The following is an 18419-nucleotide window of genomic DNA, read 5'->3' as shown; positions in this document are numbered from 1 at the left end:
CGGGTGGTTGTGGATCGGGACGTTTCCTGTTGAGGTGTGACACCGTTCGAGGGGAGGAGGGCGATGGAACGGCCGGAAGTTGCCAGCACTCTGCTGAAGTTGCTGTCGACGGTCGTCGTCGCCGGTGCCCTCGTCGCCGGACTCCTCTTCCCCTGGATCGGCGGCCCCGCCCTGGCCGCCCAGCGCAGCACCGGCCTGCTCGGCGAGCCGCCGGTCGAGCTCACCGACGAGCCGCCGCCGGGCAACACCGTGGTGCTCGCGGCCAACGGCGAGCCGATCACCTACTTCTACGAGGAGAACCGCGCGCCGGTCGGCGGTGACCAGATCGCCGAGGTCATGAAGCAGGCGATGATCGCGATCGAGGACGCCCGCTTCTTCGAGCACAACGGCCTGGACGTGCAGGGCACGCTGCGCGCGCTTGTCACCAACATCGCCTCCGGCGGCGTGCAGGAGGGCGGCTCGACGCTCACCCAGCAGCTGGTGAAGCAGACGCTGCTGCAGACCGCCGACACCCCGGAGGAGCGGCGCGCCGCGGTGGAGCAGACGCTCGGCCGCAAGCTGCGCGAGGCCCAGCTGGCGCTGGCGCTGGAGGAGGAGTACTCGAAGGACGAGATCCTCACCCGCTACCTGAACATCGTCTACTACGGGCAGAACGCCTACGGCATCCAGCCGGCCGCCCAGGCGTTCTTCAGCGTCGACGCCGCCGCCCTCACGCTGCCCCAGGCCGCACTGCTGGCCGGGCTCGTGCAGAGCCCCACCCACGACGACCCGTTCACCAACCCGGAGGCGGCCACCGCCCGGCGCAACGAGGTCCTCTCGCGGATGGCCGACCAGGGGTACGTCAGCGAGGCCGCGGCGGCGGAGGCCGCGGCCGCGCCGCTGGGGCTGGCCCCCGCGCCGGCGCCGCGCCGCGGCTGCGTGCAGGCCTCGGTCGGCCCGTACGTCTGCGACTTCGTCCAGCAGTACCTGATCAACGAGCTCGGCCTCACCCAGGACGACCTCGAGCACGGCGGCTACACGATCCACACCACGCTCGACCCCGACCTGCAGCGGGCCGGCGACCAGGCCGTGCTGCAGACCCTGCCCATGGGCGACTCGCTGGCCGGCATGTTCACCGCGGTGGAGCCGGGCACCGGGCACCTGCTCGCGATGAGCGTCAACCGCGTCTTCGGCTACGACGTCACCGACCCCGCGCAGGAGTCGTACAACCTCAACGTCGCCCCCAGCCAGGGCTCCGGGTCCACCTACAAGGTGTTCGTCGCCGCCGCCGCGCTGGCCCGGGGGTACGGCAGCCACTACACGCTGACGACGTCCGACCCGTACGTCTCGAAGGTGTACCGGGACGGCGGCGAGCCCTACGACGTGCGCAACGCCGGCCGGTACGGCAGCACGCTGGACATGACCACCGCGCTGTACCAGTCGTCGAACACCTACTTCCTCGCCCTCGAGGACGCCCTCGGCAGCGTCGAGGAGCCGGTGCGCATGGCCGAGCGCATGGGGCTGTTCCAGTTCAGCGACCCGGCGCTGCCGCAGCAGATCATCGACGACAACCGCGGCTCGTTCACCTTCGGCGCGGAGGCCACCAGCCCGCTCGGGCTGGCCAGCGCCTACTCGACCCTGGCGGCCGGCGGCACGCAGTGCGACGTCGTCCCGCTGACCCGGCTGCTCGACCGCAACGGCGAGGACGTCCGCGGCGAGGACGGCGCCCCGCTGGTGCGCGACCGGTGCACGCCGGAGGCGATCCCCGCCGGGGTGGCCAACACGCTCAACCAGATGCTGCGCCGCGACGTCGAGCCCGGCTACGGGGGGCAGACCGGCCGCCGCGCGTACGTGCCGGGGCACCAGATCGCCGGCAAGACCGGCACCTCGCAGGACAACTACTCGGTCGCGTTCGTGGGCTACACGCCCGAGATCACGGCGAGCGTCATGGTGCTCAACCCCAAGCGCAACGAGGACGTCGGCGGCTTCGGTGGCGGCAAGGGCGCCCAGATCTGGCACGACGCGATGGCGCCGGTGCTGGAGGCCCGCGGCAGCGGCGAGTTCCCGCCGGCCGACGAGCAGGTCGAGAACGGTGACACGCGGCCGCTGCCGCGCTGCTCGGGCGTGAGCGCGTGCAAGAACGCGCTGACCGCCGCCGGCTTCCAGTGGACGACCGCGCGGGTCGACAGCGACCGGCCCGCGGGTCAGTTCGTCGGCCTGAGCCCGCGCAGCCGCGCCGTCCCCGGTCAGGTCGTGACCATCCTGGTCAGCAACGGCTCCGACTACGTCGAGCCGACCCCTGAGCCCGCGCCGCCGCCGCAGGAGCCGGCGCCCGCGCCCCCACCGGCCCCGGCCCCACCACCGGATCCGGTGCCCCCGGACGACGGCGGGGGCGCCGGTGGCGGGGGCGACGAGGGCGGGGACGGCGGTGACGGCGGCGCGCCCGGCTTCCCCGGCGACGGGGCCGTCGACGACTGACCGGCGAACCGGTCGTCGAGCGCCTGGGTGAGCAGCCAGCCGCCGAGCAGGACCAGGTGCAGCAGGAACAGCCAGAACCCGACGGCGACGACGCCGCCGACCACGGTGAGCCCGCCGAACGGCGCGCCGAGGTCGAGGGGGAGGGCGAGGAACAGCACGAAGCCCTGCAGGAAGCCCGACAGGCAGGCGGCCGTGAACGGGACGCCGATCAGCAGCGCCCGCCAGCCCGGCCGGCTCGCGGCCACGACGCGGAACCCCCACAGCAGCGGGACGACGAGCGCGGCGAGGACGGCGTAGAAGCCGACGGCGACCCGGGTCAGCGTGCGCCCGTCGCGCTCGAGGTCGGCCATGACCTCGACGGCCTGCAGCAGGGGGTAGAGCAGCACCGGGGTGACCAGCAGCAGGGGCAGCGCGAGCAGCCGGCCGCGCCAGCCGGTGAGCGTCTCCTCCCGGCGGCTGAAGCGCAGCAGCGCCCGGCGCAGCCCCTCGCCGTACAGCGACATCGGCACGAGGGCCAGCAGGACGCCGACCCAGTCCAGCCCCACCCCGGCGTCCACCAGCCGCTCGACGGCGTCCGGCGCGCCGACCTCGGCCGGGAACAGCTCGGCCAGCCGCTCCCCGAGGGCACGCACCGCCGCCGGTGAGGTCAGCCCGGCGGTGAGGCTGAACGCGACGACCAGCAGCGGCACGACGGCCAGCCCGGCGTAGAACGTCAGCCCGGCCGCGATCAGCGCCAGGTCGCGGCCCTGCAGCCGCTGGCGCACGTTGCCGGCCAGCCCGGCCGACTCGGCCCACCAGCGCGCGGGGGACCACCAGGACGGCTGCACCCCGTCATGCCACCAGCTACCGGCGGGGGCTGCCCGTCGGGGTCAGCCGGCGAGCAGGGAACGGGCCGCGGCGTGCCCGCCCAGGCCGCTGACCCCGCCGCCGCGGACCGTGCCCCCGGAGGAGGCGTGCACGATCCGCGGGGACGCGGTGGCCACGCCCCAGGTGCCGGCCTCCGCCGCGGTCTCGGCCACCGGCCAGGACAGGTCGCCGTGGAAGATGTGCCCGCCGGGCATGGCCAGCGAGGCGGCGACGTCCAGCGGTGAGGCCGCCTGCAGGCACGGCCGGCCGTCGGCGTCGCGGGCCAGGCAGTCCTCCAGCGGCTCCGCCAGGTGCGCGTCGAGCTGGGCCACCACCCGCCGCACCGCCTCCTCCCGCGTCCCCTCGGGGTCGGCGGCGTAGAGCTCGGCCGGCGTGTGCAGGCCGAAGAGGGTGAGGGTGTGCCAGCCGGCATCCCGGGGCCCGGGCCCGAGCACGGTCGGGTCGGTGAGCGAGTGGCAGTAGACCTCGAAGGGGATCGCGTCGGGCAGCCGGCCGGCGGCGGCCTGCGCGTGGGCGGCGTCGAGCTGGTCGGCGGCCTCGTCGACGTGGAAGGTGCCGGCGAACGCCGTCGCCGGGTCGGTGCCGGCCCGCAGCCGGGGCAGGCGGGTGAGGACCATGTTCACCTTCAGCTGCGACCCGCTCGGCCGCGGGCCGGGGTCGGCGCCGGTCAGCTCGGCGAGCACGGCGGGGGCGGCGCCGACCACGACGTGCCCGGCGTCGACGGCGCGCTCGCGGCCGTCGTCGTCGGTCCAGTGCACGGTGACGCGGTCGGCGGCCTCCTCCAGCGCGGTGACCGCGGCCCGGGTGGCGAGCTCCGCCCCCGCGGCGCGGGCGGCGGCGGCCAGCGCGCCGGTCACCGCTCCCATGCCGCCGACCGGCACCCGCCAGCGCCCCGTCCCGTTGCCGATCACGTGGTACAGGAAGCAGCGACCGGCGGGGCCGGCGGCGTCGTGCAGGTCGGCGAACGTGCCGATCAGGCCGTCGGTGAGGGCCACCCCGCGCACCACGTCGTCGGCCAGGTGGTCGGCGACGACGTCGGCGAGCGGGCGTTCCAGCAGGTCCCGCCAGATCCCGGGGTCGCGCAGCCGGCGCTCCAGCTCGCCGGCGGTGAGCAGCGGCTCGGTGAGCGTCGGCGCGACGTCCTCGGCGAGGGTGGCCAGCCGCGCGTACAGCCGCCGCCAGCCGGCGAGCTCGGCGTCGGAGCCGGTGAGCGCCCGGAAGGAGGCCGCCGTGGCCGCGCCCTCGTCGCGCTCCACGAGCAGGCCGGTGGGCCGGCCGGCGCGGGCGACGGCGGTGTAGGACGCCACCCGGCGATCGGCGAGGGCCACCCCGAGGCCGAGGTCGGCGACGATCCGGTCGGGCAGCAGGCTCACCAGGTAGGAGTAGGCCGAGAGCCGGACGTCGACCCCCGCGAACAGCTGCCGGCTCACCGCGGCCCCGCCCACCTCCGCCGCGCGCTCGATCACGAGCACCGACCACCCGGCGCGGGCCAGGTACGCGGCCGCGGTGAGGCCGTTGTGTCCACCTCCGACAACGACGGCGTCGTACCGGGTAGCTGCCACGTGCGCACGGTAACCGCCGCGGGGGCCGCCCTTCGCGCAGGTCGCCCGGCGCGATCCCGGCCGGCGGGCGGGTGACCAGGCGTCCGCTGTCGTCACTCAGCGTCCGGACTGAAGCGCAGAGCGTTGTGAAGACGTGCACAAATTACATCGAGGTGATTGTCACGAGACGGCAACGCCCTTACGGTCTGTGTGTCCGTCGGGGCGTTGAGTCACCTTCCTGGGTGAGCGACCTGCCGGCGCCGGACCGGTCGCAGCGCCGCGGCCCGCGTCCGCCCCCCGTGCCGCACAGCCAGCATTGGAGAGCCGCCCTCCCATGGCGACCACTCGGACGTCTTCCCCGCGCCCGAACCCCCGCCGCCGGACCGCCCGTGGCGCCGCCCTGGCGGTCGCCGCCGCCCTCGGCCTCGCGTTCGTGCCCGCGCCGGCCGCCGCCGCGCCCGAGCAGCCGGGCACCGCCCAGGAGGCCGCGGCGCTGATGGCCGCCCGCGCCCACGACCTCGAGGTGGTCACCGAGCAGTTCAACGACGCCCGGGTGGTCCTCGAGCAGCAGCAGGCCGCCGTCGCGGCCGCGGAGGCGACGCTGGCCGAGGCGCAGGCCGCGTTCGCCGCCGCGCAGGCCCAGGTCCGGGGGATCGCCCGCAGCGCCTTCACCGGCGAGGGGCTCAACGGCTTCGCCGCGCTGATGACCAGCGACGACGCCGACGACTTCGTCGCCCGGATGTCCACGCTCTCCGTCGTCGCCGGCCACCAGGACGAGATCCTCGGCGAGGCGGCGGCCGCCGGTCAGGCCGCCGCGGAGGCGCAGGCGACCGCCGTCGAGGCCGCCACCCAGGCCCAGGCCACCTTCGACGCCGTCGCCGCCCAGCAGGCCGACCTCGAGGCGCAGATCGCCGCGTACCGGGCCGACTTCGACCGCCTCAGCGCGCAGGAGCAGCGGGCCGCCACCGAGCTCGCGGCCACCCACGGCGCCGACCGCGCCAGCCGCACCGAGCGGGCCGAGCCGCTGCCGTCGGGCCCGGTGGTGGCCAGCAGCGAGGCGGCGCAGATCGCCGTCGACACCGCGATGGCGCAGCGCGGCAAGCCCTACGTGTGGGCGGCCGCGGGCCCCGGCTCCTACGACTGCTCGGGCCTGGTCCAGTACGCGTTCAAGGCCGCCGGCATCAGCCTGCCGCACTCCAGCGCGCAGCAGTCGCGGATGGGCCAGTCCGTCTCCCGCAGCCAGCTGCAGCCCGGTGACCTCATCTTCTTCTACAGCCCGGTGAGCCACGTGGGCATCTACATCGGCAACGGCCAGATGGTGCACGCCCCGACGTCCGGCGACGTGGTCAAGGTGGCCGGCATCGACGCCGTCGGCTCGATCACCGCTATGCGGCGCATCGCCGGCTGACCGGCTGACCGTCCGCCGGTCGCGGGTCAGCCCGCCGACGGCGGCGTGACCCGCTGGAGCAGCCCCCACACGAACTCGGCGCGGGTGCCGTCCGGGAGGTGGACCTCCCAGCGCGTGTGCACGCCAGGGTCGACGCCGCGCGCGCCGGGCAGGCCCACCAGGTCGTCGAGCACGTGCTCCCACACCCGCAGCCGCCCGGCCGCGGCGCGGGGCGCCCACGCCCCGGGCACGCGGACGAAGTGCTCCTCGAGCACCTCCCCGCCCGGCCCGGACAGCACCTCCCACCGGTGCTGCGGCCACAGCGGCAGGGGCCACCGGCGCACCTCCAGGTCGAGGTCGCCGAACCGGCGGTCCTCGGTCTCCTCGGCCGGCCCCAGCACGGCGGTGCGCAGCGCCAGGCCGCGCGGCGCCCGCGGCGAGTGGTGCAGCGCCTGCCAGCGGTTGTGCGCGGCGTGCGCCTGCGCCCGGGTGGCGCCCAGCCGGGGCAGGGCGTCGGCGACCAGGTCGGGGCGCAGGTCGGCCATGCGGCGCAGCAGGACGAGGCAGAACTCCCGCCGAGCCAGCCCGCGCACGCTGCGACCCTGCCATCCGGCGAAGGTCACACCCGCTCCGGGGACGCCGGCGGCGCGCCCCGCGTTGCCCCCTGTCGGAACCGTCCCGAGGAGGAAGCGCGCCCATGCCGTCCCCTGCCCTGACCGCCACCGTCTTCCGCGTCGTCGCCGTCGCCGAGGCGCTCAGCTGGATCGGCCTGCTGGCCGGCATGTACGTCAAGTACGTCCCCGGGACCACCGAGGCCGGCGTGCAGGTGTTCGGGCCGATCCACGGCGCGGTCTTCGTCGTCTACGTCGTCGTGGCCCTCGTCGCAGCGCGCGTGCTGCGCTGGCGGCCGGGCACCGCCCTGCTGGCGCTCGTGGCCGCCGTCCCGCCGCTGGCCACGGTGTGGTTCGAGCGGTGGGCCACCCGCAGGGACCGGCTGCCGCGCCGGGAGCCCGCCACCGCCTGATCCCGGGCGCCGTTACGGTCCGGGGCATGGCCGAACCCGTGCTGCCGACCACCGCCCGCCGGCTCCTCGCCCGCACCGCCCGCGTCCAGCGCGACGGGCGGGCGCCCGGCCTGGTCGCCGGCGTCGTCCGCGACGGCGGCCTGGCGTGGTCGGCGGGGCGCGGCGACGTCCCGGAACCGCACACCGACGTCCAGCACCGGCTCGGCTCGATCAGCAAGACGGTGACCGCGGTGGCGGTGCTGCGGCTGCGCGACGAGGGCCGCCTGGCGCTCGACGACCCGCTCGACCGGCACCTGCCGGGCACGCCGTTCGGGGACCGGACGGTCGGCCAGCTGCTGTCCCACCTCGCCGGCGCCTCGGCCGAGAGCCCCGGCGGCTGGTGGGAGCGCACGCCGGGCGGGTCGCTGGCCGAGCTCGAGCTGGGCGCCCAGGACGTCGTCCTGGGCGCCGCCCGCCGCTTCCACTACTCCAACCTCGGCTTCGGTCTCCTGGGCGAGCTGGTGGCCCGGCACCGCGGCGCGCCCTGGGAGGACGTCGTCCGCGCCGAGGTGCTGGCCCCGCTGGGCATGCACCGGACGACGCCCCGGCCGGTCGCGCCCGCGGCGGCCGGCACGGCGGTGCACCCGTGGGCCGACGTCGTCCTGCCCGAGCCCGAGCACCACGCCGGGGTCATGGCCGCGGCCGGCCAGCTCTGGGCGACCCTGGCCGACCTGGCGCGCTTCGCGGTCTTCCTGCTGGGCGACACCGGCGACGTGCTCGACCCCGCGACGCTCGAGGAGATGACCGAGCCGGCCGGCGTCGACTCCTCCGCGCCGGGCTGGTCGGCCTACGGGCTCGGGCTGCAGGTGCTGCGGCTCGACGGGCGCACGCTGGTCGGCCACGGCGGCTCGATGCCCGGCTTCCTCGCCGGGGTGTTCGTCGACCGGGAGGAGCAGGCCGGGGCGGTCCAGCTCGCCAACACCACCTCGGGCCTGGACCCGCTGGTCCCCGGCCTGCTCGCCGACCTGCGGGAGCTCGAGCCGCGCGTCGTCGAGCCGTGGCGGCCCGCGCCGGCGCCGGTCGACCTGGACCTGCTCGGGATCTGGTTCTGGGGGCCCGCGCCGCACGTGCTGCGCGCCGTCCCCGGCGGTCTGCTGCACCTCGGGCCGCTGCCGGGGCGCACCGGCCGGGCCAGCCGGTTCCGCCGCCGTCCGGACGGCACGTGGGTGGGGCTGGACGGCTACTACGCCGGCGAGCCGCTGCGGATCGCCCCCGACCACCTCGACCTGGGCACGTTCGTCTTCACGCGGACGCCGTACGACCCGGAGGCGCCGGTGCCCGGCGGCGTCGACGAGCGCGGTTGGCGCTGACCCGGTTCTCCGGGCGACACCGGCGCTCCCGCACGCTGTCGCCCACCAAGGCGTGCGACACCGCCGATTCGTAGCCGAGGACGGGGTCACGGCCTGTCGAAGGCGTCCATCGTCGTCTTGAGCACCAGCCCGTAGACCAGGTGCGGGACCAGGTCGCTGACCCAGTCGGTGGCCGACCACGTCCGCGGGTCGGTGATGCCCAGGGCGGTCATCGGGCCGTTCGCGGCCACCAGCACCCCCGCCGTCGTGAGCGCCGTGCCGACCGGCTTGCTGGACCGGAAGCCCGCCGCGCGCACCAGGCCGGTCAGCACCCCGACGCCCACCCCCGCGACCAGACCGGTCAGCGGGCCGAGGCCCTGCACCCGGTTCCGCCGGTGCTCCTCGTCGCCCGGGATCGGCACGTGCGCCTTGCCGGCGAGCGCCTCCACGGTCCGCTCGGGCGTGGAGCTCGTGCCGCGGCCGCGGACCACCATGTCCACGTAGGTCACCGCGTTCAGCGCGGTGCTGGCCGCGGCCCCGGCGGCCGCCCCGCGCAGCGCCCAGCCGAGCGGGCTGATGCCGCGGCGCTCCTCGCCGAAGGTCCCGACCGGTGTCCGCTTCGCCATGCCCGCTGCGCTACCCCGCCTGGCGGTCCGCACGCGCCGCCCGCACGCTGGGCACGTGACCGACGTGGACGCGCAGCTCGAGCGGGCCATCGGTGCGCTGCTCGACGCCCGCGCCCCGGCGTCCATCTGCCCCTCGGAGGCCGCCCGCGCGGTCGACCCCGACGGCTGGCGGGAGCTCATGCCGGCCGCCCGGGCCGCCGCCGGCCGGCTGGCGGCCGCCGGCGAGGTCGAGGTCACCCAGCGCGGCGCGGCCGTCGACGTCGCGACCGCCCGCGGTCCGGTCCGCGTGCGCCGTCCCCGCTGAGGGTCACCAGCCCGGACGGCGCAGGAACTCCGCCACCAGCCGCGCCGTCCGCTCGATCGTCGCGGCGTGCATGACCTCGTAGCCGTGCGTCGACAGGGTCGGCAGCGAGACCAGCGCCGCCCGCGCGGCCTGGCCGCCGGCCTTCGACTGCGAGGCGTCGGAGTCGAACGCCTGCCAGACCGCGGGCACCGGGTCCACGCCGATCTCCCGGCCCAGGGCCAGCAGCCGGTCGGCGATCGGCTTGTCGTAGACGGCGGCGTCGTCGGCGTAGGCGATCGCGGGGCCGTCGCCGACGTCGACCTGGTACTCGGCCTCGGCGGGGCCGACGTCCAGGGCAAGCGTGACGTCGCCGGGCAGGGTGCGGCTCGCGTACGCGGCGCCGACCCCGCCCGTCTCCTCCCCGGTGGTCGCCACCAGCAGGACGTCGCCGGCCGGGCCCCCGCCCTCCCGCAGCAGCGCGGCCGCGTGCACCACGGCGGTCAGCGCGGCCCGGTCGTCGAGGAAGTAGCCGGCCACGTGCTCGCCGAGGTCGACCAGCGACCGCCGGCTGGCGTGCACGCACACCCGGGTGCCGGCGTGCACGCCGCAGCGCGCCAGGTCGTCGGGCGAGCGCCCGGTGAACACGTGGACGTCGCTCCACTGCATCGCCCGGTCGCCGCCGTCGGGCTTGGTCTGCTGCACGTGCGGCGTCTCCGCCGTGGTGTGCTCCGAGCCGAGGGTGAGCACGCCGGTCAGCACCTCGTCGTCCCCGAGGACCGCCACCGGGCCGAGCCCGAAGTTGCCGGGGTACATCGTGCCGACCTCGTTGACCCGCAGCGTGCCGTCCGGCTCGACCCGCTTGACGATCATCGACAGCTCGTCCAGGTGCGCCATGACGCGGACGACCGGCCCTCCGCCGCCGCGGACGAGCCCGACGAGGTTGCCGGCGGCGTCGACCGACAGCTCGTCCACCAGCGGTTCGAGCTCGCGGCGCACGACGTCGCGCACGGCGTCCTCCTGGCCGCCGGGCCCGTAGGCGAGCAGCAGTTCCTCGAGCAGGTCGCGGCGGATCGGTGGCACGGGGCTCCTCCCGGAGAGGGGACGCGGTCCGGCGCCCGTACCCCACCCCCCTGGGCCCACGCTCCCCGGCGGCTCCTACCGTTTCCGCAGAGCCGAGACGACGGCGTCCGGACCGGACGAGGAGCGACCAGCGTGAGCAGCGGCGAGGTCCCGGAGCGGGTGCAGCACATCTACGACGAGGTGCTGCGCCGCAACCGGGGCGAGAAGGAGTTCCACCAGGCAGTCCGGGAGGTGCTGGAGTCCCTGGCCGTCGTCCTCGACCGGCACCCCGAGTTCACCGAGATGAAGACGGTGGAGCGGATCTGCGAGCCGGAGCGGCAGATCATCTTCCGCGTCCCGTGGCAGGACGACCGGGGCGAGGTGCAGATCAACCGCGGCTTCCGGGTCGAGTTCAACTCGGCGCTCGGGCCGTACAAGGGCGGCCTGCGGTTCCACCCGTCGGTGGACCTGGGCATCGTCAAGTTCCTGGGCTTCGAGCAGATCTTCAAGAACGCGCTGACCGGCATGCCGATCGGCGGTGGCAAGGGCGGCTCGGACTTCGACCCCAAGGGCCGCTCCGACGCCGAGGTCATGCGGTTCTGCCAGTCGTTCATGACCGAGCTCTACCGGCACCTCGGCGAGTACACCGACGTGCCGGCCGGCGACATCGGCGTGGGCGCGCGGGAGATCGGCTACCTGTTCGGCCAGTACAAGCGGATCACCAACCGCTACGAGTCGGGGGTCATCACCGGCAAGGGCCTCGGCTGGGGCGGCGCCCTCGTGCGCACCGAGGCCACCGGCTACGGCGCCGTCTACTTCGCCGCGGAGATGCTCGCCGAGCGCGGCGAGTCGATCGAGGGGCAGCGGGTCGTCGTGTCCGGGTCGGGCAACGTCGCGGTGTACGCGGTCGAGAAGGTGCACCAGCTCGGCGGCACCGCGATCGCCTGCTCCGACTCCAGCGGCTACGTGGTCGACGAGAAGGGGCTCGACCTCGAGGTGCTCAAGCAGGTCAAGGAGGTGGAGCGGGCCCGCATCGAGGTTTACGCCGAGCGGGTCCCGTCCGCCACCTTCGTGCCCGGCGGCAGCATCTGGGACGTCCCCTGCGACGTCGCGGTCCCCGGCGCCACCCAGAACGAGCTGGACGGCGACGCGGCGGTGCAGCTGGTGCGCAACGGGTGCCGGTACGTCGTCGAGGGCGCCAACATGCCGACGACGCCGGAGGCGGTGCGCGTGCTGCGCGACGGCGGCGTCGCCTTCGCCCCCGGCAAGGCGGCCAACGCCGGCGGCGTCGCCACCTCGGCGCTGGAGATGCAGCAGAACGCCTCCCGCGACCGGTGGACCTTCGAGCACAGCGAGGCCCGCCTGGCGGAGATCATGCGGGACATCCACGCCCGCTGCGCCCGGACCGCCGAGGAGTACGGGTCGCCCGGCGACCTGGTGCTCGGCGCCAACGTGGCCGGCTTCCTGCAGGTGGCCGGGGCGGTGCACGACCTCGGGCTGGTCTGACCCGCGAGATCTGCGCGGCGGTGGCCGTGAGCCGCTGACCGCCGCCGGAGTGCAGATCCGGCGGCGGTGTCAGTCGCGTCCGGCGGCCCGCTCGAGCAGCGGCGTCGTGCGGTGGTCGACGAACCGGCGCAGCGCCAGCGCCGTGTCGGTGCGCTGCACGCCGGGGATCCCGAGCACCTGCTCGGTGATCCGCCACAGGTCGTCGGCGTCCCTGGCCGCCACCTCGACGAGGAGGTCGACGACCCCGGAGAGGCCGATCACCTCGAGCACCTCGGGGATGTGCGCCAGGGCGTCGCTGACCTCGGCGAGGCTGCGCTGCACGACCTGCACGGTGACGTAGGCGCGCAGCCGGTAGCCCAGCGCCTCGGGGGCCACCCGGCGCTCGAACGGGGTCAGCGCGCCGTTGCTCTCCAGCCGCGCCAGGCGGGCCTGCACCGTGCCGCGCGCCAGCCCCAGCTGCTGCGAGAGGGCCATCACGCTGGCCCGCGGGTCCTCGTTGAGGGCGAGCAGCAACCGGGCGTCGGTGGCGTCGACGTCGGGCACGTTGCTCAGTCTGGCATGCGAGGACGTCCTACTAATAGTCATCGTGCGCAATCTGCGTCGCGAACCTTGCGCACATCGTCGCCAGGTGATGTTGTCCTCGCACGGGGATGTCGTGTCACCATGTGTGAGTGGCGCCACACCCCGGCGCCACGAGACGTCCACGACCGAGGCACTGCCGGCGACCCCGGCCCCGAGGCAGACGGCGAGGAGCAGATCTGTGACAGCGCTGCACCAGGCGACGGAAGTCGTCGACCCGGTCCCCGGGGCGCAGGCGCCCCACCTCCCGCAGCAGCCGGAGCTGGTCCAGCTCCTGACGCCGGAGGGCGAGCGGGTCGAGCACCCCGAGTACTCGGTCGACCTGTCCGACGACGAGCTGCGCGGCCTGTACCGCGACCTGGTCCTGGTCCGCCGCTGGGACGTCGAGGCGACCGCGCTGCAGCGGCAGGGCGAGCTCGGCATCTGGGCCTCGCTGCTCGGCCAGGAGGCGGCCCAGGTGGGCGCCGGCCGGGCCCTCGAACCCGGCGACATGGCCTTCCCCACCTACCGCGAGCACGGTGTCGCCTGGGCCCGGGGCGTCGACCCCCTCGACGTGATCAGCCTGTTCCGCGGCGTCGACAACGGCGGCTGGGACCCGACCGCCACGAACTTCAACCTCTACACCGTCGTCATCGGCGCCCAGTGCCTGCACGCCACCGGCTACGCGATGGGCGTGCAGCGCGACAGCGCCGAGAGCGCCGTGCTGGCGTTCCTCGGCGACGGCGCCACCAGCCAGGGCGAGGTCAACGAGTCGATGATCTGGGCGGCCACCTTCTCGGCGCCGGTCGTCTTCTTCTGCCAGAACAACCAGTACGCGATCAGCGTGCCGATCGAGCGGCAGTCGCGCGTGCCGCTCTACCAGCGCGCCGCCGGCTTCGGCTTCCCCGGCGTCCGGGTCGACGGCAACGACGTCCTGGCCGTCCTCGCGGTGACGAAGGCAGCGCTCGCCGCGGCCCGCGACGGCCAGGGCCCCACCTTCATCGAGGCCTTCACCTACCGCATGGGCGCGCACACCACCTCCGACGACCCCACCCGCTACCGGCTGGCCAGCGAGCTGGAGGAGTGGAAGCTGCGCGACCCCATCGCGCGGCTCAAGGCGCACCTCTCGCGGGCGGCTATCGCCGACGCCGCCTTCTTCGACTCGGTCGAGGCCGAGGCCGACGAGCTGGCCGCCCGGATCCGCACGGGCACGCTCGAGATGCCCGATCCGCCGGGCACGGCGATGTTCGACTCGGTCTACGCCGAGCAGACCCCGCAGCTGGCCGCCCAGCGCGAGGAGTTCGTCGCCTACCACGCGAGCTTCGAGGGGGCCGGGGAATGAGCACCGAGACGCTCACCATCGGCAAGGCGCTCAACCTCGGCCTGCGCCGGGCCATGGAGGACGACGCCAAGGTCGTCCTCATGGGCGAGGACATCGGCCGCCTCGGCGGCGTCTTCCGGATCACCGACGGGCTGCAGAAGGACTTCGGCGAGGACCGCGTCGTCGACACCCCGCTGGCCGAGGCCGGCATCGTCGGCACCGCCGTCGGCCTGGCGATGCGCGGCTACCGGCCGGTCTGCGAGATCCAGTTCGACGGCTTCGTCTTCCCGGCCTACAACCAGATCGTCACGCAGGTGGCCAAGATCCACGCCCGCTCGCAGGGCCGGCTGGCGATGCCGATCGTCATCCGGATCCCGTTCGGCGGCGGCATCGGCGCCGTCGAGCACCACAGCGAGAGCCCCGAGGCCTACTTCGCGCACACCCCCGGCCTCAAGGTCGTCGCGGTGAGCAACCCGGTCGACGCCTACTGGGGCATCCAGCAGGCGATCGCGCACCCCGACCCGGTCGTCTTCCTCGAGCCCAAGCGCCGCTACTGGGAGAAGGCGCCGGTCGACACCGCCGCGACGCCCGACCCGCTGTTCGCCTCGCGGGTGGTCCGCGGCGGCGACGACCTCACCGTGCTGGCCTACGGCCCCATGGTGAAGACGGCGCTGCAGGCGGCCGAGGCCGCCGCCGAGGAGGGCCGCTCCCTCGAGGTGGTCGACCTGCGCACCCTCTCGCCGCTCGACCTCGACCCGGTGTTCGAGTCGGTCCGCCGCACGGGCCGCTGCGTCGTCGTCCACGAGGCGCCGGTCACCCTGGGGCTGGGCGCGGAGATCGCCGCCCGGGTCACCGAGAGCTGCTTCTACTCGCTGGAGGCGCCGGTGCTGCGGGTGGGCGGCTACGACACGCCCTACCCGCCGTCGAAGCTGGAGGAGGAGTACCTTCCCGACCTCGACCGGGTGCTCGACGCCGTCGACCGGGCGCTGGGGTTCTGAGCATGCCGGACCTGCGCCAGTTCAGGCTGCCCGACGTCGGCGAGGGGCTGACCGAGGGCGAGATCCTGCAGTGGCTGGTCGCCGTCGGCGACACGGTCGTGGTCAACCAGCCGCTGTGCGAGGTGGAGACGGCGAAGGCGGCCGTCGAGCTGCCCTCCCCGTACGCCGGCACCGTGACCGAGCTGCACGTCGAGGCCGGGACGACGGTCGACGTCGGCACCCCGATCATCACCATCGACATCGGCGGGGACGCCGCTCCCGGGCCCGACGACACGGAGCCGGCCGCCGGCCTGATCGGCGGTCCGGCCCCGGGCGGTCGGACGTCGGTGCTGGTCGGCTACGGGCCGAAGAACACCGAGGCCAAGCGCCGGCCGCGGCGCACCGGGGCGGCGGTGGCCGCCCGCGCGACCGCCCCGGCCGTGCTCCCGCAGGCCGACTACGGCTCCGGGGGCACCGAGCGCCCGCCGCTGCTGGCCACCGCGCCCGACATCACCACCAAGCCGGTGCGCCACGGCGGGCTGGAGATCGGCCGGGCCGCCGAGGCGCACGCCGCGGCCGAGGAGGCGGCGCCGTCCCGGGCCGCCGACCACGGGCACCGCCGCCCGCGGCCGCTGGCCAAGCCGCCGGTGCGCAAGTACGCCAAGGACCGCGGCGTCGACCTCGCCGTCATCACCGGCACCGGCGACGGCGGCGTGATCACCCGCGCCGACGTCGACGCCGCCCTCTCCGGGGCTGCTCCAGGTTCCGGGAGCGGTGCTTCCGGTACCGGGAGCACCGTCGTCCCCCGGGTTCCCGGTGCAGGAAGCCCGGTGACGGCGGGGGAGCAGCGGATCCCGATCAGGGGCGTGCGCAAGCACACCGCGGCGGCCATGGTGGCCAGCGCGTTCACCGCGCCGCACGTCACCGAGTTCCTGACCGTCGACGTCACGCGCACGATGAAGCTGCGGGACCGGCTGGTCGCCCGCCCGGAGTTCGCCGGCGTCAAGGTCAGCCCGCTGCTGCTCGTGGCCAAGGCCCTGCTCCTCGCCGCGCGGAAGCACCCCGTGGTCAACAGCTCCTGGGACGAGCAGGCCCAGGAGATCGTCGTCCACGGCGCGGTGAACCTCGGCATCGCCGCGGCCACCCCGCGGGGCCTCGTCGTCCCCAACATCAAGGACGCCGACCGGCTCTCGCTGGTCGAGCTGGCGCGGGCGCTGGCCGAGCTCACCGAGACCGCCCGGGCCGGGCGGACGGCGCCGGCCGACATGACCGGCGGCACGATCACGATCACGAACGTCGGGGTGTTCGGCGTGGACACCGGGACGCCGATCCTCAACCCCGGCGAGTCGGCGATCCTCGCCTTCGGCGCCGTCCGCGAGATGCCGTGGGTGCACAAGGGCAAGGTCCGGCCGCGGCAGGTCACGCAGCTGGCGCTGTCGTTCGACCACCGGATCATCGACGGCGAGCTGGGCTCCCGCTTCCTGGCCGACGTCGGCGCGGTGCTGTCCGACCCCGGGATCGCGCTCGCCTTGCAGCCGTGATCATGACGCCGTGACCACCGATCCAGCGCGGATCGTGGTCGCGGGGCCATGATCGTCGGCGTGACCGACCTCGACCGGCTGCTCGCCTTCGCCGCCCGCTCGAAGCTGCCCGACGGCTTCGGCTACCTCCGCGACGACGGCGGTCTCGACGCCACCCGCGGCCAGGAGACGTGGATCGTCGCGCGGATGACGCACGTCTTCGGCCTGGCCTCGCTGCTCGGCCGGCCGGGGGCGGACGAACTGGCCCGGCACGGCGTCGCCGCCCTGGCCGGCGGCCCGCTGCACGACCAGGCGCGCGGCGGGTGGGCGGCGAGCACGGCCGACCCGTCCAAGGCCGCGTACGTGCACGCCTTCGTCGTCCTGGCCGGGGCCACGGCGACGACCGCCGGCGTGCCCGGTGGCGCGGCGCTGCTGGAGGAGGCGCTCGAGGTCTGGCAGGACCATTTCTGGGACGACGACGCCGGCCTGGCGGTCGAGGAGTGGGACGCCGCCTGGACGACCTGCGACGCCTACCGCGGCGCCAACGCCAACATGCACGGCGTCGAGGCGGTGCTGGCCGCGGCCGACGCGCTCGGCGGCGATCCGCGCGCGCCGCGGCTGCGCGCGCAGGCCCTGCGCAGCACCGAGCGGATCGTGCACGGGTGGGCCCGCGAGCGCGACTGGCGGCTGCCCGAGCACTACACCGCCGACTGGACGCCGCTGCCGGAGTTCAACCGGGACCGACCGGCCGACCCGTTCCGCCCGTACGGCGTCACCGTCGGGCACCAGTTCGAGTGGTCGCGGCTCGCGCTCCACCTGCGGGCCGCGCTGCCCGACCCGCCGTCCTGGCTGCTCGAGGACGCCGTCGCGCTGTTCGGCGCGGCCGCGACGCGGGGCTGGGCGGCCGACGGGCACGACGGCTTCCCGTACACGCTCGGCTGGGACGACCGCCCCGTGGTGGGCGCGCGCATGCACTGGGTGCTGTGCGAGGCGGTCGCGGCGGCGTCCGTGCTGGAGCGGGTCACCGGGCAGCCGCGCTACCGGGCGCTGGCCGACCGCTGGCGCGCGCACGGCGAGGACGTCTTCGCCGACCCGGCCACGGGCAGCTGGCACCACGAGCTGAGCCCCACCGGGGAGGTCGGTCACGGCACCTGGTCGGGGCAGCCGGACGCCTACCACCTCGCCCAGATGCTGCTGCTCGAGGGCCGCCCGGTGCGGGGGAGCGTCGCTGCGGGCCTGCCCTGAAACGGCGCCCCTGCAGGAGGTTCTCCAGGTGTTCGGCCCGGATCCGGTGGGTAGGTCGTGCGCGACCGGAATCCGAGACAAAGGAGGAACACCCCGTGGCCACCGTGCAGGAGTCCGTGGACGTCGACGTCCCGATCCGCGTCGCCTACGACCAGTGGACGCAGTTCGAGTCGTTCCCCGAGTTCATGGGCGGGGTCGAGCGCATCACGCAGATCGACGACACCCACACCCACTGGGTCACCAACATCGACGGCGTGAAGCGCGAGTTCGACGCCGAGATCACCGAGCAGCACCCCGAGGAGCGGGTCGCCTGGACCTCGACCAGCGGCGAGGCCAAGCACGCCGGCGTGGTCACCTTCCACCGGCTGGACGACGCCAAGACCCGCGTGATGATCCAGATCGACTGGGAGCCCGAGGGCATCATCGAGAAGGCCGGTGCCGCCCTGGGCTTCGACGACCGGCAGGTGAAGGCCGACGCCCAGCGCTTCAAGGAGTTCATCGAGAAGCGCGGCATGGAGACCGGCGCCTGGCGCGGCGACGTCTCCCGCCCCGACCAGTAGGAGGAACCCCCTCGCCCCCGCCACTGGCACCCTCGTGGCGGGGCGTGCGAGGGAGCCGTTCCCGCACGTCATGACGGCGCCCGTCCCCCGCAGCCGCAGGGGACGGGCGCCGGCGCACGTCCTGGAACGGCCCGGCTGCAGGGTCCGTCCCGAGCCTGCG

Annotated in this window: 16 protein-coding genes and 1 pseudogene; 11 read left to right on the top strand and 6 right to left on the bottom strand. The window is 75.1% G+C overall.

Annotated elements, in window-relative coordinates; genetic code table 11:
- Positions 1–63: 63 nt before the first annotated feature.
- Positions 64–2457, top strand: coding sequence for a transglycosylase domain-containing protein (locus ACI78S_RS03585; protein ID WP_456970831.1), 2394 nt, complete (start codon positions 64–66; stop codon positions 2455–2457).
- A gap of 20 nt (positions 2458–2477) precedes the next feature.
- On the opposite strand, the pseudogene ACI78S_RS03580 reads toward ACI78S_RS03585, so the two are convergent.
- Together ACI78S_RS03580 and ACI78S_RS03575 are read right to left on the bottom strand one after the other, a co-directional pair.
- Positions 2478–3221: pseudogene (locus ACI78S_RS03580) on the bottom strand (YhjD/YihY/BrkB family envelope integrity protein); the annotation flags it as partial.
- Positions 3222–3326: 105 nt separating this feature from the next.
- Entirely contained in the window at positions 3327–4886 is a 1560-nt protein-coding gene (locus ACI78S_RS03575; RefSeq protein ID WP_456970830.1) for a phytoene desaturase family protein, read from the bottom strand.
- Positions 4887–5199: 313 nt separating this feature from the next.
- Between ACI78S_RS03575 and ACI78S_RS03570 the strand changes: the two genes are divergently transcribed.
- Positions 5200–6273, top strand: coding sequence for a C40 family peptidase (locus tag ACI78S_RS03570; protein WP_456970829.1), 1074 nt, complete (start codon positions 5200–5202; stop codon positions 6271–6273).
- Between the two features lie 26 nt (positions 6274–6299).
- Here ACI78S_RS03570 and ACI78S_RS03565 read toward each other — a convergent pair whose 3' ends face one another.
- Positions 6300–6845: a hypothetical protein gene (locus ACI78S_RS03565; protein ID WP_456970828.1), complete on the bottom strand. Its 546-nt coding sequence runs from the start codon at positions 6843–6845 to the stop codon at positions 6300–6302.
- Between the two features lie 104 nt (positions 6846–6949).
- On the opposite strand from ACI78S_RS03565, the gene ACI78S_RS03560 reads away from it, so the two are divergent.
- The gene (locus ACI78S_RS03560) at positions 6950–7276 is read left to right on the top strand and encodes a DUF3817 domain-containing protein (RefSeq protein WP_456970827.1); all 327 of its coding nucleotides are present in this window, start codon (positions 6950–6952) and stop codon (positions 7274–7276) included.
- A gap of 26 nt (positions 7277–7302) precedes the next feature.
- Complete coding sequence (locus ACI78S_RS03555; protein ID WP_456970826.1) at positions 7303–8625, top strand: serine hydrolase domain-containing protein; 1323 nt, start codon at positions 7303–7305, stop codon at positions 8623–8625.
- An 86-nt stretch (positions 8626–8711) separates the two neighbouring features.
- Here ACI78S_RS03555 and ACI78S_RS03550 read toward each other — a convergent pair whose 3' ends face one another.
- Entirely contained in the window at positions 8712–9230 is a 519-nt protein-coding gene (locus ACI78S_RS03550; protein WP_456970825.1) for a hypothetical protein, read from the bottom strand.
- Positions 9231–9285: 55 nt separating this feature from the next.
- Between ACI78S_RS03550 and ACI78S_RS03545 the strand changes: the two genes are divergently transcribed.
- Positions 9286–9534 (top strand): DUF3253 domain-containing protein, encoded by a 249-nt coding sequence (locus ACI78S_RS03545; RefSeq protein ID WP_456970824.1) that lies wholly within the window; start codon positions 9286–9288, stop codon positions 9532–9534.
- 3 nt (positions 9535–9537) lie between these two features.
- Here the strand turns inward: ACI78S_RS03545 and ACI78S_RS03540 are convergent, their stop codons facing one another.
- Positions 9538–10593 carry a hypothetical protein gene (locus ACI78S_RS03540; RefSeq protein WP_456970823.1) on the bottom strand — a complete coding sequence of 352 codons (1056 nt, stop codon included), beginning with the start codon at positions 10591–10593 and terminating at the stop codon, positions 9538–9540.
- A gap of 132 nt (positions 10594–10725) precedes the next feature.
- Here ACI78S_RS03540 and gdhA point away from each other — a divergent pair, with 132 nt between their 5' ends.
- Positions 10726–12078 carry an NADP-specific glutamate dehydrogenase gene (gene gdhA, locus ACI78S_RS03535; RefSeq protein WP_456970822.1) on the top strand — a complete coding sequence of 451 codons (1353 nt, stop codon included), beginning with the start codon at positions 10726–10728 and terminating at the stop codon, positions 12076–12078.
- Positions 12079–12147: 69 nt separating this feature from the next.
- Here gdhA and ACI78S_RS03530 read toward each other — a convergent pair whose 3' ends face one another.
- Positions 12148–12621 (bottom strand): Lrp/AsnC family transcriptional regulator, encoded by a 474-nt coding sequence (locus ACI78S_RS03530; RefSeq protein ID WP_456970821.1) that lies wholly within the window; start codon positions 12619–12621, stop codon positions 12148–12150.
- Positions 12622–12838: 217 nt separating this feature from the next.
- Between ACI78S_RS03530 and pdhA the strand changes: the two genes are divergently transcribed.
- The 5 genes from pdhA to ACI78S_RS03505 all read left to right on the top strand — a co-directional run bounded on the left by pdhA (position 12839) and on the right by ACI78S_RS03505 (position 18259).
- Positions 12839–13978 carry a pyruvate dehydrogenase (acetyl-transferring) E1 component subunit alpha gene (gene pdhA, locus ACI78S_RS03525; protein ID WP_456970820.1) on the top strand — a complete coding sequence of 380 codons (1140 nt, stop codon included), beginning with the start codon at positions 12839–12841 and terminating at the stop codon, positions 13976–13978.
- Complete coding sequence (locus ACI78S_RS03520; RefSeq protein WP_456970819.1) at positions 13975–14955, top strand: alpha-ketoacid dehydrogenase subunit beta; 981 nt, start codon at positions 13975–13977, stop codon at positions 14953–14955. The genes pdhA and ACI78S_RS03520 overlap by 4 nt, the downstream gene beginning before the upstream one ends.
- 2 nt (positions 14956–14957) lie before the next feature.
- Complete coding sequence (locus ACI78S_RS03515) at positions 14958–16475, top strand: dihydrolipoamide acetyltransferase family protein (RefSeq protein ID WP_456970818.1); 1518 nt, start codon at positions 14958–14960, stop codon at positions 16473–16475.
- A 60-nt stretch (positions 16476–16535) separates the two neighbouring features.
- Complete coding sequence (locus ACI78S_RS03510) at positions 16536–17699, top strand: AGE family epimerase/isomerase (protein WP_456970817.1); 1164 nt, start codon at positions 16536–16538, stop codon at positions 17697–17699.
- A 95-nt stretch (positions 17700–17794) separates the two neighbouring features.
- On the top strand, positions 17795–18259 hold the full coding sequence (locus ACI78S_RS03505; protein WP_456970816.1) for an SRPBCC family protein: 465 nt from the start codon (positions 17795–17797) through the stop codon (positions 18257–18259).
- Positions 18260–18419 lie beyond the last annotated feature (160 nt).

This window comes from Geodermatophilus sp. SYSU D00815 (assembly GCF_054050035.1).
The sequence above is the reverse complement of the archived record's forward strand: the minus strand, read 5'-3'. Positions and strand labels throughout refer to the sequence as shown.

Excerpts from the sequence above, each read along its gene's own strand:
- ACI78S_RS03515 (WP_456970818.1), top strand. The coding sequence starts at position 14,958 with ATGCCGGACCTGCGCCAGTTCAGGCTGCCCGACGTCGGCGAGGGGCTG.
- ACI78S_RS03550 (WP_456970825.1), bottom strand. The coding sequence starts at position 9,230 with ATGGCGAAGCGGACACCGGTCGGGACCTTCGGCGAGGAGCGCCGCGGC.
- ACI78S_RS03560 (WP_456970827.1), top strand. The coding sequence starts at position 6,950 with ATGCCGTCCCCTGCCCTGACCGCCACCGTCTTCCGCGTCGTCGCCGTC.
- ACI78S_RS03555 (WP_456970826.1), top strand. The coding sequence starts at position 7,303 with ATGGCCGAACCCGTGCTGCCGACCACCGCCCGCCGGCTCCTCGCCCGC.
- ACI78S_RS03570 (WP_456970829.1), top strand. The coding sequence starts at position 5,200 with ATGGCGACCACTCGGACGTCTTCCCCGCGCCCGAACCCCCGCCGCCGG.
- ACI78S_RS03520 (WP_456970819.1), top strand. The coding sequence starts at position 13,975 with ATGAGCACCGAGACGCTCACCATCGGCAAGGCGCTCAACCTCGGCCTG.
- ACI78S_RS03585 (WP_456970831.1), top strand. The coding sequence starts at position 64 with ATGGAACGGCCGGAAGTTGCCAGCACTCTGCTGAAGTTGCTGTCGACG.